This is a genomic window from Thalassolituus maritimus, from assembly GCF_900156675.1.
Classification (GTDB): domain Bacteria; phylum Pseudomonadota; class Gammaproteobacteria; order Pseudomonadales; family Oceanobacteraceae; genus Thalassolituus; species Thalassolituus maritimus.
Genome location: NZ_FTOH01000005.1, coordinates 44,272 through 60,024, shown reverse-complemented (window position 1 = coordinate 60,024; position 15,753 = coordinate 44,272). Strand labels below are relative to the sequence as shown.

The 15,753-nt window shown below is 51.8% G+C and carries 16 protein-coding genes; all 16 read right to left on the bottom strand.

The window, feature by feature from the left end; all coding sequences use genetic code 11:
• Positions 1–10: 10 nt before the first annotated feature.
• The 16 genes from BW941_RS08885 to BW941_RS08810 all read right to left on the bottom strand — a co-directional run bounded on the left by BW941_RS08885 (position 11) and on the right by BW941_RS08810 (position 15,701).
• The gene (locus BW941_RS08885) at positions 11–880 is read right to left on the bottom strand and encodes a class I SAM-dependent methyltransferase (protein ID WP_076515321.1); all 870 of its coding nucleotides are present in this window, start codon (positions 878–880) and stop codon (positions 11–13) included.
• Between the two features lie 18 nt (positions 881–898).
• Positions 899–1,840, bottom strand: coding sequence for a LysR family transcriptional regulator (locus BW941_RS08880; protein ID WP_076515319.1), 942 nt, complete (start codon positions 1,838–1,840; stop codon positions 899–901).
• Between the two features lie 106 nt (positions 1,841–1,946).
• A complete protein-coding gene (locus BW941_RS08875; protein WP_076515316.1) occupies positions 1,947–3,971 on the bottom strand; it encodes a TonB-dependent receptor plug domain-containing protein in 2,025 nt (674 codons plus the stop codon).
• Between the two features lie 23 nt (positions 3,972–3,994).
• Positions 3,995–4,693 carry a hypothetical protein gene (locus BW941_RS08870; RefSeq protein WP_076515313.1) on the bottom strand — a complete coding sequence of 233 codons (699 nt, stop codon included), beginning with the start codon at positions 4,691–4,693 and terminating at the stop codon, positions 3,995–3,997.
• On the bottom strand, positions 4,690–5,214 hold the full coding sequence (locus BW941_RS08865; RefSeq protein WP_076515311.1) for a DUF2878 domain-containing protein: 525 nt from the start codon (positions 5,212–5,214) through the stop codon (positions 4,690–4,692). Before BW941_RS08865 ends, BW941_RS08870 begins: the two co-directional genes overlap by 4 nt.
• On the bottom strand, positions 5,214–6,464 hold the full coding sequence (locus tag BW941_RS08860; RefSeq protein WP_076515308.1) for an SAM-dependent methyltransferase: 1,251 nt from the start codon (positions 6,462–6,464) through the stop codon (positions 5,214–5,216). Before BW941_RS08860 ends, BW941_RS08865 begins: the two co-directional genes overlap by 1 nt.
• A complete protein-coding gene (locus BW941_RS08855) occupies positions 6,461–7,363 on the bottom strand; it encodes a DUF1365 domain-containing protein (RefSeq protein ID WP_076515305.1) in 903 nt (300 codons plus the stop codon). Before BW941_RS08855 ends, BW941_RS08860 begins: the two co-directional genes overlap by 4 nt.
• Positions 7,360–8,622: an NAD(P)/FAD-dependent oxidoreductase gene (locus tag BW941_RS08850; RefSeq protein WP_076515302.1), complete on the bottom strand. Its 1,263-nt coding sequence runs from the start codon at positions 8,620–8,622 to the stop codon at positions 7,360–7,362. Before BW941_RS08850 ends, BW941_RS08855 begins: the two co-directional genes overlap by 4 nt.
• Positions 8,619–9,440 carry an SDR family NAD(P)-dependent oxidoreductase gene (locus BW941_RS08845; protein WP_076515299.1) on the bottom strand — a complete coding sequence of 274 codons (822 nt, stop codon included), beginning with the start codon at positions 9,438–9,440 and terminating at the stop codon, positions 8,619–8,621. Before BW941_RS08845 ends, BW941_RS08850 begins: the two co-directional genes overlap by 4 nt.
• Positions 9,437–9,934, bottom strand: a complete 498-nt coding sequence (locus BW941_RS08840) for a nuclear transport factor 2 family protein (RefSeq protein ID WP_084188786.1) — start codon at positions 9,932–9,934, stop codon at positions 9,437–9,439. Before BW941_RS08840 ends, BW941_RS08845 begins: the two co-directional genes overlap by 4 nt.
• Positions 9,900–10,862, bottom strand: a complete 963-nt coding sequence (locus tag BW941_RS08835) for an acyl-CoA desaturase (protein ID WP_076515296.1) — start codon at positions 10,860–10,862, stop codon at positions 9,900–9,902. Before BW941_RS08835 ends, BW941_RS08840 begins: the two co-directional genes overlap by 35 nt.
• Positions 10,863–10,886: 24 nt before the next feature.
• Positions 10,887–12,308, bottom strand: a complete 1,422-nt coding sequence (phrB, locus tag BW941_RS08830; protein ID WP_076515293.1) for a deoxyribodipyrimidine photo-lyase — start codon at positions 12,306–12,308, stop codon at positions 10,887–10,889.
• Positions 12,305–13,162: a MerR family transcriptional regulator gene (locus BW941_RS08825; RefSeq protein ID WP_076515291.1), complete on the bottom strand. Its 858-nt coding sequence runs from the start codon at positions 13,160–13,162 to the stop codon at positions 12,305–12,307. The genes phrB and BW941_RS08825 overlap by 4 nt, the downstream gene beginning before the upstream one ends.
• Positions 13,159–14,130 carry a YbgA family protein gene (locus BW941_RS08820; protein ID WP_076515289.1) on the bottom strand — a complete coding sequence of 324 codons (972 nt, stop codon included), beginning with the start codon at positions 14,128–14,130 and terminating at the stop codon, positions 13,159–13,161. The genes BW941_RS08825 and BW941_RS08820 overlap by 4 nt, the downstream gene beginning before the upstream one ends.
• A gap of 177 nt (positions 14,131–14,307) precedes the next feature.
• Positions 14,308–14,718, bottom strand: coding sequence for a sirohydrochlorin chelatase (locus tag BW941_RS08815; RefSeq protein ID WP_076515286.1), 411 nt, complete (start codon positions 14,716–14,718; stop codon positions 14,308–14,310).
• Positions 14,715–15,701, bottom strand: a complete 987-nt coding sequence (locus BW941_RS08810) for an NAD(P)/FAD-dependent oxidoreductase (RefSeq protein WP_076515283.1) — start codon at positions 15,699–15,701, stop codon at positions 14,715–14,717. The genes BW941_RS08815 and BW941_RS08810 overlap by 4 nt, the downstream gene beginning before the upstream one ends.
• Positions 15,702–15,753 lie beyond the last annotated feature (52 nt).

Below are 15,753 nucleotides of genomic sequence, written 5' to 3'. Positions count from 1 at the left end.
TGCGTTTGGTTCAGGGTTTTCTGAACTTAAGCGTCATGCGATCACTTTCACCCATCGCCATAAAGCCAGCCCGGTTTACATCGCCACCACGCAGCGTCGGTGGCAGCGACCAGACGCCATGAGGGTGGTCTCGGCTGTCTTTCGGATTAGCGTTAATCTCTGAATGACCGGCCGGAACGAAGCCCGCATTGATTGCCAGCTGTGTCACATAGGATTCAGTCACATAGCCGGTTTCGACCATTTCCTCACGAGAAAATGAGTCAGGAGCACGATGCTCTACAACGCCCAGTATTCCGCCTTGTTTCAGCACCCGGAAGGCCTCGTCAAAGACTGCCTGCTCCTGGCGATTACGCATCCAATTATGAACATTGCGGAAGGTCAGCACGCGATCAGCCTCGCCTGCCTGCGCAATTGTAAGCTTCTGCGGCGGCGCCAGCTCGGTGACATAAATATTGCCATAGAGCTCGGGTTGCAGGAGAAAGCGTTTGTTAAATGCGGCACGGCTCTTCTGGAAAAAACTGATTTCACTGTCCGCGGGGAAATGTGCAGCGATCAGTTGTCCGTTATTTTTAAGGTATGGAGCCAGTATCGCGGTGTACCAACCGCCACCCGGCCACAATTCAACAACGGTATGCGAAGGCTCAACCTGAAAAAACATTAAAGTTTCTGCAGGATGCCTGTACTGATCACGAGCCAGTTCTGCGGCAGAGCGGGTTGGTGCGACCTTGGGTTTTGCCGCAGTGTCATCAGGTGTAGCAGCCTGTTTAGCCGGCAACTTAGCCTTAGCCGCTTCGTCCGTATTGGTGGACTCTGGTGAGCACGCCGCCAACAGGGCGGCTGTGATAATGGTTGCGGTCGTACTCAGCAGAACAGTTTTCATCCCTGAACCTCGTAATTATTATTCGGAGCGTGCAATGTCGTGTCCGACTTCCCACGGTGGGGTAGGGCGGACGGATTCAATAACGAATTCTACGAAACTGCGCACCTTCGCCGAAAGGTGGCGGTTGCTTGGATAGAGTGCATGAATCGGGCTGGCTTCGAAAGGCCATTCGGGCAATACCTGAATGAGTGAGCCTGCGCGAATTGCTGGCGCAGCAATGAGAGTTGGCAGCGGGGCAATTCCGGCACCGGAAAGCGCCAGAGTATAAAGGCTGGCGAAGTCATTCACCTGAATACGAGCATGCACGTTGTGACTGTGCATCTGGCCAGACGGGCCGCACAGCTGCCAGTTCGGCCACTGCGAAAGCGTCATCAGCTCATGCTCGCCCAGTGTGTCCGGGTGCTTGGGCTCACCGTGTTTCTTCACATAGTCACTGCTGACACAAAGGATAGAGCGCACATCGCCGAGGTGTCTGCCAATCAAAGACGAGTCCTCCAGAGTTCCGACGCGGAAGGCTACATCGATACCGTCCTGAACCAGATCCAGTTTCTGATCGCTTAGCACCATATCAACAGTCACCTGAGGGTGTTGATCACAGTAGTCTGCAATCAGCCCAGATAACACGGTGGAGCCAAACAGTACAGGTGCAGTGATGCGAAGAGTCCCCGTAGGTGTGCTCTGCATACGTGTGACCGCAATGTTCGCTTCTTCGATTTCACCAAGGATGCGGGCGCACTGGTTGTAGTAAGCATTACCTGTGTCAGTGAGGCGCAAACTCCGCGTTGTGCGCTGAATCAGGCGTACGCCAAGGCGTTCTTCCAGTTGAGTGATCTTGCGGCTGACAGTCGACTTGGGTAGGCCCAGGTGGCGCGCAGCACCAGTGAAACTGCCCGCTTCCACAACATGAACGAAGATAGCCATTTCGTTGAGATCGAACTCTTCGCGTTTACCTATTTGCATGCTGTCGTATTTCCTTGATGTTTAACTTTGGACAGTATGGCCCTTTATGTATTAATTGAAAAGATAAATGAGACAATTAAACGTATTCTGTATCCAATTTGTAGGGTCAGAAGACCATACGAACCCCAAAGGAAGCAATCGGAGGCAGATCGTTCACGTCCTCGCGTTCACTGTAGTCGGCGTTCAGGTAACGGTAGCCTACGACGTTTTCCCGGGCATAGAGGTTAATCACCTCAAAGTAGAGGTCCATACTCCAGCGACTGAACTGGTAGGCACGGTCTGCTCTGAAGTCGAGGCGGTGGTAGGCTGGAAGCCGCTCAGAGAATGGGTCGCCGTAGATAGGATTGAACAGGCCAGATGTTTCGCTGTCTTCTTCTACGCCTTCAAGTGGAGTGACCAGTTGACCGCTCTCATAGCGCCATTTCAGGCCGAAGGTCCAGCGGTCATTCCAGCGATAATTGCCGACTGCATTTATGACGATGGGTTTATCGTAGGAGTAGCGAAAGTTCTCATCGGTGATGTTGTTACTCCGCTCGGTGCGAGAGAGTGTCATCGATACCCAGCCATACCAACGGTCGCTGTAATCCGCATTCACCAGGGTTTCTACGCCCCATGATTGACCGCTGCCGTCATTGGTATAGCGTGGCAGGGAGTTGTACTCCTCGGTCGTCAGGCTGGGATAGTTATTCTGTGGAGCGCGTGACACGACAATGTCTTTGATGTCTTTGTAGTAAAGCTCTGACGTCAGATTCAGGCCATCTTTGATCTGATACTCGAGGCCTGTTTCGTAGTGTGTCGAACGGGTTTCGTTGATGTCGGGGTTCCCGAATTCTGGCGTGTACTGCCCGGGGTTGCCCGACAAAGCATGATACTCACCAAACCCGAGCGTCCACGTCAATGGCTGTGCTACGCGGACGCGGCTATTGAGGCGAGGTTCCAGATAGCTGTTTTCGGTAAATTCGTTATAGGAGGCAAGCACCCCCGGCGTCAGCTGCCATACTGGGAGAATATCCCATTGGTCAGCAAGGTTCGCATTGAACTCACGAATGGCGAAACTGCCCGCCCCTGTCAATTCCTCAGTCGCAGTCACAAGACGGCAATCGCTCGAAAACTCATCACAAGGCGGCGCGGAAAAGCGACCCTTGTAATTAATGTTCTGTTCAGAATATTCAGCACCAAACTGAAGTTCATGCGACAAAGAAACCGGATAGATAAATTGCGAGCGCAGACCGTAGCGATTGCTTTTTGCGTCGATAAAATTACCTTGTCCGATACTGAACTCGAAGCTTTCTTCCAATTGAGATATGCCGGTTTTCATACTCAGACCTGAAGAAAAGAATCGCTCGTAAACAACGCCCTGACTATTAAAGTACTGTTCGGCCTCCAGCCCACCGCTGAGCGCGGGGTCCTGTTGAACAAAATCAGAGTCTTCGGGGAAATCGAAGCCGGCTTTATCCCGGGCACCAATGGCCTGGAAACGAAGCGCAGACACGGAATCCGGTCGGTATTCCCATGCGCCCTGATAGTCGTAAAATTCAGGCACCGTAGTGAATTCGAAATCCTCGTCATCGACCAGGTTTTCGAGATAGTACTGAAACAGGCTCATACGAGCGCTCAGAAATGCGGCATTGGATTCATTGACGGGAACATCAAACAGAACCCCAGCGCGTAACAAGCTTAAGTCGACGATGGTCTGTTGGTCATCAAAATAAGGGGATCGTGAATCGGCCGTAATTACTGCGCCGGTGGCATTATTAAATTCCGGACCAAAGGCGGCGGGGTAGAGCTCAAAACCCTCGACCAGAGCGTCATTGACAATGCTCGAACCATCGTTATGAAACAGATAACCCACGGGCAGAAAATCGAGGTAGTAGGCGTTATCGTCGGGCGAAGATCCCCGAACCGCTGGAGCGGCTTCGCGCCCATTACCAAAGACGACGCCGGGCAGAGCCTCCAGAGCTCTGAGAGGATCATTACCGGCGCCCGGGATTTTTAATAGCTTTTCTGTAGTAGGGCGGGAAGATTCGACTTCTTCCCCACTGGTGGTCACTTTATCCAGCGTGACCTCTGCATGAAGCTGTACGGCCTGAGCGCTGATGGCAATGATCAGCGGAACTGCAAACGGACGCATCTTCCATTCCTTTTAGTCGTCGTTTAATCCGGGTAAGTGTATCGGATTTCAGCCTTGATGCCCTCTCCGTCCTTATCTCTGATATTCGTAAGGCCACGGTAGGTCAGGAGTCGCTGAGTTTTTTCATCATAGGTCAGCTCAACTGGCTCAAGGAGCCAGGACAGCAGTCTGGAGCTTAATCGCATTTCGACTGTCAGTTTTCCCTCTTTACGCTGCAGAGGAATCAGCCGGAAATTAACCCATTCAAGCCTTGAAGGTACCGCGAACGAAAACCGGACGGTTTTGTCCTTCAGCAACTTTGGCCACACCGAACGTACAAACTCATCGAATCCCGCATCAATCACCGGAGTGTAATCCGGTGATCCCAGTGTCCCTTTTTCTGACTCATCAGGCTCACTGTAACTGACACGCCACTTACCATTGTCATAGGTAACCTTCTCAGAATAACCGTAGCGTGTGTCATTGAGGTTAAAGTCGGGAGCGGCCGGATTTTCACCGTATTGATTCCGCTTTTGTGCGAACTCTTCGGTATCTGACGTCTGATAGCGGGTCTCACGGGCAACGGGCCGGCCGTCTTTAGTGGTTAACTCGTGATATTCCGTATAAAGAAGTTCGCCGCCCTCCAGACTGAATGCATCACCTCGGTAGGATAGAACCGATTCTTCCGCGGCCAGCAGGCTGGATAAAGAAACTAATAAGGCAGTCGTAAGATACTTAATCACGGCTCTTCTCTCTGAGTCGTGGATGAAATCACTGAAGGAAACTGATGCGAAAGTGCAAGTGATGCGATCAGCATCAGGCTGCCCCAAGACGCTGAAATGACCCAAAGGGCGTTGCTGCCAAGGGCGATGGCTCCGAACTCCTGACCTGCGTAGTAGCTGATCGGGGCGGATATCGCAGCCAGAGGCACAATGAGCCAGATTCTGGAGAAAATTACGTATAGCGAATGGAAAAGCGTCGAAGCAAAGGCGAGCCACAACAGCGCGAGCCAGGCTGGAATAACCGGCATGGAGTAGTTCTCAAAGCTGAAGATCCCGAGTTGATACCAGACTGTGTCCAAAGCAATACCACAGAGACTGAGTATCGAGATAAACAGCCATTCTGCTCTGGTCGCGACCTGTCGGTGCCAGATCATAAATGCCAGTACAGCAGGGAGCGCCCACAGGCTGCCGCCCAGTACACACGCAAACCAGCAAAGCTGGAACGCCACGGCATTAATGATCTTCAGCTGAGACGCAGACATCAGAGGTTACCAAGTACCGGTTCACTGCGATTGAGTGGTTTGGCGAACATCAGGTGCACATCACCAATAACCCGCTCAGCGAACCCTCCCTCACAGTAGGCAAAGTAGAAATCCCAGAGACGAATGAAGTCTTCACCGTACCCCTTCGCCATAATCTCATTCTTATTGGCGAGGAAACGTTTTCGCCATGCATCAAGAGTTCTGGCGTAATGAGGAGTTATATCCTCCATGTGAGCCATTTTCATATCGGTACATTGAGTGAATGAGTTCTGAATAGCGGTCACACAAGGAATAAAACTACCTGGGAAGATATAACGCTTAATAAAATCGACGTCTTTTTTCGCTTGCTCGTAACGTTGATCTTCAATTGTGATCGCCTGAATCAGGGCCATGCCTTCAGGCTTCAGTAGTCGGCTTATAGTCGCTGTGTAGGTATCCAGATATTCCCAGCCCACGGCTTCAATCATCTCAATAGAAACCAGCTTATCGAACTCACCTTCGAGTGCGCGGTAGTCCTTTTTGAGTAGGGTGATTTTGTCTTCCAGGCCTTCCGCTTTGACCTTCTCTTCGGCCCATGCGTATTGCTGTTCGGAAATAGTCGTTGTGGTTACCTTACAGCCGTAATGTTTCGCCGCGTGGATGGCCATGCTTCCCCAGCCGGTACCAATTTCCACCAAGTGATCTGTTGGCTGCAGGTCGAGCTTTTTGCAGATACGGTCCAGTTTATACACCGAGGCTTCTTCCATAGTGGCATCTGTGCTTGGGAAAATACCGCTGGAATACATCATGGTCGGGTCAAGAAAGAGTTCAAACATATCATTGCCCAGGTCATAGTGTGCAGCGATATTGCGTCGTGAACCTTTTTCAGTATTGCGGTTGAGTGAGTGCAGCCATTTAAGGGCAAACTTACCCAGATTCGCCAGGCCGCTGTCTATCTGGTCGACGACGTCTTTGTTGCGGGACAGAATCCGGATCAGCATCGGGAGATCTGAGCAGGTCCAGTCACCAGTCATGTAGGATTCACCAGCGCCCACGCTGCCGTTCAGTGCAATGCTGCGGTAAGCCTCACTATCCAGAATCTCGATGCGTGAGTGCATGTCAGACCCGGCTTTACCGAATTGCAATGTGTTATCACCCTCGACAATTTCCAGAGATCCAGTGTGAAGTTTCTGAAGCGTATCGATCAGCCCGTTACGGCAAAACCGATCAATCCAGGGCATGTTTTCGGCGGTCACGGTTAGTGTTTTCATAAGTGCTCCTGTCGTGGGGCGATAGATTTTTTGTGGTCCTGCTCAGGATCATTGTCAGGGTGATCGTAGAAAGGGCTTTTCTTAAGCCACAGGCGCAATGCATTACTGTAGATTCCCCAGACAACCTTCATCGTCATCAGAGGGTACTGAAGTAAAATTCTGCGCATCGTTCCCGATGTCATGGGCTGTCTGTTCATGTTCATTGTGGCATCGAAGTCGAGTCTGCCCTGATTCATCGTCTGCATATGAATCAGGCAGCCGTCCGTCACCTCCGGCATGCTCCAGATATACGTCATATCCAGCGGGTTGAACGGTGATACATGAAAAACTTTATTGAAACGGTAGCGATGTCGCTGGTGGCCATCCGCATGTTGCAGAGTGTGCTCAGGCTTTATTCCACGGGATTTTTCTGTTGAATCGGCACTCGTGTCGGTTGTATGGCTGGCCGCCTGTTGGCTGAGGAGTGTGTAGTGAAATCGCTCATCCCAAGGAGTATTGGTGATCTCGGAAAGAATACCCAGATGTTTTCCATCAGCAGCGTAGGCGTAATAGAAGGTGACAGGGTTAATCAGATAACCGAAATAGCGCAGATTGGTCATCATACAAATATGTTCAGGCTTTATACCTGTTTCACGCCGAAAGGCTTCACTGACGTGCAGCTTCAGGTTATCTGCTGTTGATGAATTTGGCAGGTCAGGAAGCGTGAAGTAATCCTCACGACGAAAGCGTGCAAGAGAAAAGCGGGATTGACCCCAGAGTGCAGAGCGTTGCAGCACATCATCCGCCTCATCCAGATTCAGCCACACCATGAATGCGCTGTAATTCAAAGCGTGTTTAATTGGATGAAAACGTCTGTGACGAACTGTGCCGGTAAATATCGCACTCTGGGTCATGCTCATGGCAGAGGAACTCCCAGTGCTTCAGTCACACGCAGAGCACTTTTCACACCGTCCTCGTGGAAACCGTTAAACCAGTAAGCGCCACAGAAATGCGAGTGGTTTTTGCCGCTGATCTCGCTGTGCCTGTGTTGCGCGGCCATACCTTCCAGAGTAAATACCGGATGCGCGTAGCGGAACTGTCGAATGATTTTATCGGGATCGATCGCTTCTGTTTTATTCAGCGTGACACAAAAATCAACCGGAGCGTCATCGAAGTTCTGCAACCGGTTCATGTAATAGGTCACTGCGACCGAATCCTGACTCTCTTCTCCAATATGATAATTCCAGGAGGCCCACGCCAATCGACGCTTGGGTAAGATGGTTTCGTCTGTGTGCAGGACGACGTCGTTCATTTTGTAAGGAATAGCACCGAGAATATCTTTCTCATCGCTGGTTGCGTCTTTCAGCATCCCCAGTGCCTGATCACTGTGGCAGGCAAAGATAACTTCATCGAAGTGCTCATGCCCCCTGTGGCTGCTGACTATGACTCCGCCTTTAGAGCGGCTGACGCCGTCAATTGGCGTATTCAGATGAACCTGATCTTCGGGCAGATCTTCGAGTATGCGTGTCACATAACTGCGCGAACCGTTCGAAATGACCCGCCACTGCGGGCGTTCATCAACACTCAACATGCCATGGTTATTGAAAAAGCGAAGGAAAAAATAGACCGGGAATTGCATCATCATTTCTTCACTGGCTGACCAGACTGCGGCCCCCATAGGAATGATGTATTTTGTTCTGAAAGCCTCGCCGTAGCCTTTCCGCTGCAGGTAACCGCCGAGCGTTTCAGTCTGGTCGACGCTGTCGTTGGCGAGTTCTTCCCTGGTTTCTTTATTGAATTTCAGGATGTCTCGGATCATGCCCCAGAAAGAAGGCTTCAGGATATTTCTGCGTTGAGCGAACAACGTATTAAGGGTATGGCCATTGTACTCCAGCCCGGACTGCTCGCACTTTACGCTGAAGCTCATGTCCGACTCTTCACTTTTAACACCGAGCAAATCCATAAGGCGGATAAAGTTCGGGTACGTCCAGTCGTTGTATACGATAAACCCGGTGTTCACTGGCCAGGTGGTGCCGTTAACCTCAACGTCTGTCGTTTGAGTATGACCACCGGCATAGTCATTTGCTTCATAAAGAGAGACATCGTACTTCTCTCTTAATAACCAGGCGCAGGTTAATCCTGCGATACCTGAACCAATGATTGCGACGCGTTTATTCATGAATCAGATTCCTGTTGTTTTATCTGTCGTTTTCCCTGTTGCTGCAGCGCCTCATCAGTACGGGACATCTGAGCCGTGACCCTGTGGCGAAGAAAAGCGGGCAATTGTCCGATAAACCAGAGAATACGGGTGAAGCCTTTGGGGAAGTGGATATGCCATTGGCGCTTCTCTACACCTTTCACGATCTCTTCCGCCGCTTGCTCAGCGCTGATACGCATTGGCATAGGAAAGTCGTTTACGTCTGTCAGTGGTGTTTTGACGAAGCCCGGACTGACCAGAGATACATCGATATCCATGGCCTTGAGGTCGGCTTTCATACTTTCCAGAAAATGTGCGACTGCTGCTTTGCTCGCGCCATAAGCTTGTGCGCGTGGCATGGCAAGCATAGAGACACTGCTACCAACGCCGACCAGATAGCCTCGTTTGCTTTTTTGCAGCAAAGGCAGGGCAGCGGCGGTGGTATTCACCAGCCCCATCATGTTGGTTTCAAAAACCCGGCGAAACAGAGCAGTATCAAAATCAGTAACATCGACATACTCACAGGTCCCTGCATTGGCAATCAGGGTGTCGAGCTTGCCATATTTTTTTTCGATGGCAGAGGCCGCTCCCCTGAGACTCTCTTCGTCAGTAATGTCAGCGGTTATGACGGTGACATTGGAGTGTCTGTCAGCCAGTGGCCGCAGTTTGTCTTCAGAGCGGGCGCTGATGAAAAGCGCTTTGCAACGCGGTGCGAGTTCATCTGCTAACGCTTCTCCGATACCCGAGGATGCGCCTGTCAGCCATATCACCTGCTGACTGAGTGGAGGGGCCTGTGTCATGCCATGCGCTCCTTCAACTTATGAATGAGCCAGCCGATGACTGGCAGGTGTTCGTAGAGGAGACTGCCCGCGTCGAAGATATCCTGATGTTGTACAACCAGGTTGCCCTCCCATCGCAGTAGGGTGACGCCATCAACTACGATGTCGTGCTTTCCAGCCTTCAGTCGTGGGTGACGATAGCGCATTGTCCAGTGGACAGAACCTGAGTCGATTTCAACCCAGGCTTTGTGAAACTGAAAATCGATGTACGTGATATTTTCGTACAGGCCTTCAAAGTAGTTTTCCAGCGCATCAATGCCCAGTATGCGGTGCATCGGGTCACTGAAAATGATATCCGGGTGGTAGACCTCCGCCAGGCAACGCCTCAATTTCTGTGTCCCCGCGGTTTCTGGGCCGAGTGTGTTATAGAGCTTGTAAAAAGCAGCGAGCCGGGAGTCTGTGGTGAGTGCTTCCGCAGTCTTACTCGTTGTGGCTGGAATGCGCTTGTTGTCCATTACGCCCCTCCTTCAGAACATGAGCAGGAACAGGATTGAGGCTGTGAACGATCCCGACCCAACTCATTGCTTTGAGTATCATGTAGGTGATATCGATCTCCCACCAGTAGAATCCCTGGCGGGCCGATACTGCCCAGCGGTGGTGGTTGTTGTGCCAGCCTTCGCCCAACGTCAGCAAGGCGAGGACACCGTTATTGCGGCTGTCGTCTTTGGTTTTGAAGCGACGAGAGCCCCAGATATGGCCGAGCGAATTAATGGTCACTGTCGAGTGAAAAAGAATGACGGTGGAGATAACAAAGCCCCAGACCACCATCTGTGCACCGTTGGTATTCATACCCGGCGCAAAAGCCGCCATTAGTTCCCCAGCGATGTACAGGATCACAATCAGCAGTAGTGGTGCAAAGCTGTCAAAACGGTCCAGAAATTTGAGCTCCGGAAAACGCGCAAAATCTTTTATTCGGTGGAGCTGAGTTTTGAAGCTGGCGTCGCAGGTAAACCAACCCATATGACTCCACCAGAATCCACGTTGAACGGGCGAGTGCAGGTCTTCTTCGGTATCTGAGTGCTGATGGTGCGCACGATGATGTGCTGCCCACCAGAGTGGTCCGCGCTGTGCTGACATATTGCCGAGCAAAGCAAATATAAACTGCCAGAAGCGATTGGTTTTGTAGCTGCGATGGGCAAAGTAGCGATGATAAAACGCCGTAATAGCAAACATCCTCAGCCAGAACAGGCCGAGGCAGGTCACCAGGGCGACGGTGCTCACGCCAGTCCAGAATGCAGCAAAGCAAGCCAGGTGAAGGATCAGAAACGGAATGACCCGAACCCAGTTAAATTGCGTACTGGTCATGGGCGCATCGCTGCCTGCGTAGGAATCGAACCAGCGGGCGATGTTCAGTAACCAGGATTTTTTGCGAATGCTCGTCATACCTGTTTTCACCGGGCGTTTGCCTCAGTTCTCCATGCTTTTGAATGTGTCCAGCGCGCGTTGCCGCGCTGCTTTATGCTCTACGATTGCCTCAGGATAAGCACAGGCTTTCCGGGCCTTGTCATCCGGAAAATGTCTGGCTTTGGGTGACAGGCTGTTCAGCTCTGGCAGATAACGGGCAATAAAGTGCCCTTGCTCATCAAACCGTTCAGATTGCGTCACAGGATTAAAAATACGGAAGTACGGGGCACCGTCCGCGCCTGTCGAGGCGCTCCACTGCCAGCCACCGTTGTTCGACGCAAGGTCAGCATCGACCAGGTGTTCGCTGAAGAACTTCTCGCCTTTGTGCCAGTCAATCAACAGATGTTTGGTCAGGAACATAGCGGTCACCATGCGCAGTCGGTTGTGCATCCAGCCCTGATCCAGCAGCTGCTTCATCGCTGCGTCCACGATAGGGTAGCCCGTCTCACCTTTGCACCAGCGCTCGAAATCTCCCGCGCTGTCTCTCCATGGAATATTCTCGTAATCCGGGCGGAAAGCACGGTGCTTGCATAGTTCAGGGTAGGCCACAATCAGGTGACGGTAGAATTCACGCCAGACGAGTTCATTAATCCAATTGTCCAGGCCAGTTTCTCCACCACTGAGTAAGCACCCGTTCGGTTGCCAGGCGGTGTAAATACACTGACGTGGCGATAGCACCCCAAGCGCAAGATAAAAAGAAAGGCGACTGGTCGCATCTAACTCTGGAATATCGCGCTGTTCGTGATACTGAAGACCCTCTTTATCCAGAAACTCTTTGAGCTGTTCGTGAGCCGTGTCCTCAGCTGGATCCCAGAGAGCGTCGTGAATGAAGTCAGGCGCCCAGTTTTTTTCAGCCCAGTAATCGCGTATGTCATGCGAAATGGTGCGCATGTCCTGCTGCGACGGAGCGGCCGAAGGTGCTTCGATATAATCTTTTTTAAGACGCAGCCAGGCTTTGCGGAAAGGTGAATACACACGATATGGATCATCATTCTGGGTTTTCAGATCACCCGGCGGGACGATGCACTGATCGTGGAATTTATTCACCTGCACATCATTCGCTTTGCACCACTGGCCTAGCTCTATATCCCGATGGCGCTCATTTATCTCGTACTCGAGGTTGTAGTTGAGCTCTGAGATATCAAAACGCTCCATTATCTCCAGCAGTGCTTCGCTGCTGTCCTTGAACGTTTCTTTGTTCAGGATGAGTAAAGGGATTCCAAGTCCATCGAGCGATTCCCGGAGGTTACAGGCAGCCTGTTTCATCAGGTTCGTTCTGCGATCTCCCAGATCGTGCTGCTGCCACTGCTTTTCTGTCACAAAGTAGATAGCCAGCGTTGCTTCATCGTCGTCGCGGCGGCTGTGCATCAGTGCCGGATTGTCGAGCACACGTAAGTCGGTTCGGAACCACATGAGGCGGGTCATGAGCGGCCTCCGGCGTGTTGGATGAATGTCTGTATCTGCTTACTCATGGGTTGTTGTAGTGCCTGTGCTTCGTCGATTTCGTCGGGGATGGCGCCCGAAAAGTAAACCGGAATCCGGCATTTCTCTGAAAGGCTTTGCCATAAAGCCTGTTCGTCATGACCCGTCGGGTGAACGTGTGCCCACACCCAGGAGAAATCCAGCATGTCTGACACTATACGTATGTCATCCGGATTCAGATTCACGCCAAAGTACTCAAGTCGGAATCCGGCGGCTCCCAGGGCATACGATGCGGCAAGAAGATGGAGTTCTGCCTGTTCGTGGTTAGTGCACATAAGCAGCCCCGGGCCTTCCGCATGCTTTTGTTGGAGCTGTATCAGTTGTGCGAGTTTGCGCTGCAGCAAATGGGTATAGGCGTTGAGAATCAGAGTGCCGTTGCTGTCTTGTTGAAGTTCAGTAATAACAGGGACGAGACAGCGTTCGTAATAAACGGCCATGGGATAACTTGCCAGACCGTTACTCCATTCATCATCCAGCGCCCGCGAATTAAGATCACGGGCAGCGGCCAGCTGCCGTTTTTTAATGTCATCCCAATCATCAGATGGCGACGATGGATGGGCCGGCGGCTCGTTCAGTAATAGCTTTACCTGACGAATTGGGTAACCCTGATCAAGCCAGTACAGGATCGACTTCACCTGAGTGACATGATCGTCGGTGTAATAGCGGTGACCTTTAGCCGTTCGCAAAGGCTGAATAATGCCGTAGCGGCGTTCCCACGCTCTGAGAGTGACCGGATTGACTCCGGTCAGGCGTGCAAATTCGCGTATCGGATAGCCCGCACACTCTGCGATATTCACAGCGTATTCCTTAGCCCCAGTTCATAAGGATGCGGATTGAGGTAGACCTGCTGCCGTGCGTAGGCGTTCGCTTCCTGGTGGTGGTTCAGATGATGCTTCAGCAAAGTAAGCGGGACGACGAGAGGAATAATCCCGCGACGGTATTCCAGAATAATCCGCGCCAGCTCTTCTTTATCTGCTGCACTGATGAGATTTTTCAGATACCCCTGCAAGTGCATCAGGGTATTGGTGTGGGTTTTACGACTAGCTGGCTTGGCCAGTGCGGTCATAAGAAGAGTGAAATACTCTTCGGCAATCTGATTAATATCACCCGACAGATCACTCAGAAGACGCCCTGTCTCCTTATAATGGACAGTACTGTGCGCCATGATCAGGTACTTGTAGCGGGAATGAAAATCGATCAGTCGCGCGGGGGTAACCGTCGTCTGAGTAAACAACTGCCAATCGCGATAGGTGAACACGCGGACCATAAAGTTTTCGCGCAACGCAGCATCGTTTAAGCGGCCTGCTTCTTCGATGGGCAGAAGCGGGTTCAGGCGGGCAAATTCACTAGCGAAGATACCTGATGCTTTGCCTTCGGGGTGACCGTTCTTCAGGTAGCGTTTTACACCAAACAGTCCGCAGCTCGGACTCTTCTGCATAAAAATAAAACCACAAAGGTCCTGGTTGAGAGCACTGACTTTCACTGCTTCAGAGCGGAGATCATCTGTCACGTCGATATCCGGCGAATCAACGCCGACGGCGCGAACACGCTCATCAGTAGGACTATCACTGACCAGACGGATCGGCTCACGAGGGGTGCCCATGCCGATCGCCACTTCAGGACACATTGGGCGAAGACTGAAATAGTCGCTAAGAACATCCGTGCAGAAACGCGATCGTTTGTGGCTGCCGTTGAAGCGTACTGCTTGTCCGGTCAGGCAGGCACTGATGCCTACGGGGATTTTATTGTCAGACGAATAAACCATGTACAACTCCTGAGAGTTATTTGTATAAGTTCATTCTGCGCTGGCTTTCTTATACAAGTCAATAGAAAATTGTACAATAAGTCCTTCTTTTGTATAACTTGGTGTGCAGCCAGGTCAGCGACCCGGCGCATCGCAGCGCTAAAGCGCTGCTGGAGGTGTGTGCTTACAGGCGGAGGGTCATGCAGAAACGCCAGGATCAGAGTTGACCTGGCGAATTACGATGTTGCGCAGAGCATCGGTCACTTCTGGCTCAAGACCTACAGGCGGGTGCAGCTCAATGGTGACCTCCAGTCCTCGTTCGGTGAGGGTGGTCTGCAGAGCTTCGATCTGACCGGGCACGTCCTTGCGCAGATGGCGCCCGGCAGCAAAAAACAAAGGCATGATGTCAATGTGGCCGAAGCCTTCTTCTGCGAGTTTGATAATCTGTCCTTCCATGGAGGGTTCAGCAAGCTCCATGTATGAAAGCTCTACCCGTTCACCGTCCAGGCCTTTGCGTATGTTCGCCAGAAGGTCAGAAAAAGGCGCAAGCCAGTTAGCGTCGCTGCTGCCATGAGCCAGCAGCAGGGTAGCGGTTTTAGAATCCGTCATGGTTTGTTTCCCGTGATAATGTTCGCGGCGGCACGACCGCTCAGCCAAGCGCCTTCAACTGAAGGTTTATGACACCAGTCGCCACACAATGTCAGATTATGTCGTTCGTCACGCAGGGCGCCAAGCCCCGGCGCATTGCTGGGTAATGAATATAGCCAGCGATGTAGCCAGATATCCGTAGGAGTTATAGTGCAGCCTGTCGCGATAGCGAAGGCTTCTTCCAGTTCTTTCTGAACTTGCTCGCGTGGAGCGTCTTTTTTACGTTCGCTCCATTCGTGATTCGCCTGAATAACCCAGGTCTCGCGAGCATCACGCCCGGGCTTGCTGTTATTTCTGGCGATCCACGAAATAGGACCCGACTTAACGAATGCAGTATCAAAAGCACACGTCAGTGGCTTTTCGAATCCATACAACAGTGTCCAGCAAGGCAGCATGTGAATACACTCTACTTGCTCAGTAAGCGATGACTCTGCTGGCAGCAGGGGCAGTACCTGTTGTGGCGGCGTGTTAATAATGAGTTCGTCGAACGGTCCGAATACTGAGCCATCCTCAGCCACCAGTGACCAGTTGAATTGGTCACTGTTAAAGCGGGATTCTACTATGCGGGTTTGCGTGATGAAGTCATCTGCCGACTCAAGCAGCTTCCGGCTGAGGCCTGTCATACGGGGCATGCCAACATAACGGTCAATATCATCCGGGGAGGCCGTTCTTTGCGTGCCATTGATAATCCAGGGAGTGACATCCCAATGTGCGATCCAGCCGTCGGTTTCCCACAACTTCAGCTGCGCCTTAAATTCTTCGGTGTGCGCACGCATGAATTGCGCTCCCATGTCCCAGCTGGATGCTCCGGATTTCTTGCTCGAGAGACGTCCGCCTGAACCTCGCGATTTGTCGAAAACAGTCACTGAGCAGTCTTGCTGCTTCAGTGCCTGGAGTGCGGTCAGTCCAGCAACGCCTGCGCCTATGATGGCGATCTTCTTCATAACTCTGATCCCGGGTAGCTCATTTAATCTGCGATCTGAAGGTGTAACCCCG

Excerpts from the sequence above, each read along its gene's own strand:
- phrB (WP_076515293.1), bottom strand. The coding sequence starts at position 12,308 with ATGACCCGCCTCATGTGGTTCCGAACCGACTTACGTGTGCTCGACAAT.
- BW941_RS08845 (WP_076515299.1), bottom strand. The coding sequence starts at position 9,440 with ATGACACAGGCCCCTCCACTCAGTCAGCAGGTGATATGGCTGACAGGC.
- BW941_RS08850 (WP_076515302.1), bottom strand. The coding sequence starts at position 8,622 with ATGAATAAACGCGTCGCAATCATTGGTTCAGGTATCGCAGGATTAACC.
- BW941_RS08835 (WP_076515296.1), bottom strand. The coding sequence starts at position 10,862 with ATGACGAGCATTCGCAAAAAATCCTGGTTACTGAACATCGCCCGCTGG.
- BW941_RS08875 (WP_076515316.1), bottom strand. The coding sequence starts at position 3,971 with ATGCGTCCGTTTGCAGTTCCGCTGATCATTGCCATCAGCGCTCAGGCC.
- BW941_RS08880 (WP_076515319.1), bottom strand. The coding sequence starts at position 1,840 with ATGCAAATAGGTAAACGCGAAGAGTTCGATCTCAACGAAATGGCTATC.
- BW941_RS08840 (WP_084188786.1), bottom strand. The coding sequence starts at position 9,934 with ATGGACAACAAGCGCATTCCAGCCACAACGAGTAAGACTGCGGAAGCA.
- BW941_RS08855 (WP_076515305.1), bottom strand. The coding sequence starts at position 7,363 with ATGAGCATGACCCAGAGTGCGATATTTACCGGCACAGTTCGTCACAGA.
- BW941_RS08865 (WP_076515311.1), bottom strand. The coding sequence starts at position 5,214 with ATGTCTGCGTCTCAGCTGAAGATCATTAATGCCGTGGCGTTCCAGCTT.
- BW941_RS08810 (WP_076515283.1), bottom strand. The coding sequence starts at position 15,701 with ATGAAGAAGATCGCCATCATAGGCGCAGGCGTTGCTGGACTGACCGCA.
- BW941_RS08815 (WP_076515286.1), bottom strand. The coding sequence starts at position 14,718 with ATGACGGATTCTAAAACCGCTACCCTGCTGCTGGCTCATGGCAGCAGC.
- BW941_RS08860 (WP_076515308.1), bottom strand. The coding sequence starts at position 6,464 with ATGAAAACACTAACCGTGACCGCCGAAAACATGCCCTGGATTGATCGG.
- BW941_RS08885 (WP_076515321.1), bottom strand. The coding sequence starts at position 880 with ATGAAAACTGTTCTGCTGAGTACGACCGCAACCATTATCACAGCCGCC.
- BW941_RS08820 (WP_076515289.1), bottom strand. The coding sequence starts at position 14,130 with ATGGTTTATTCGTCTGACAATAAAATCCCCGTAGGCATCAGTGCCTGC.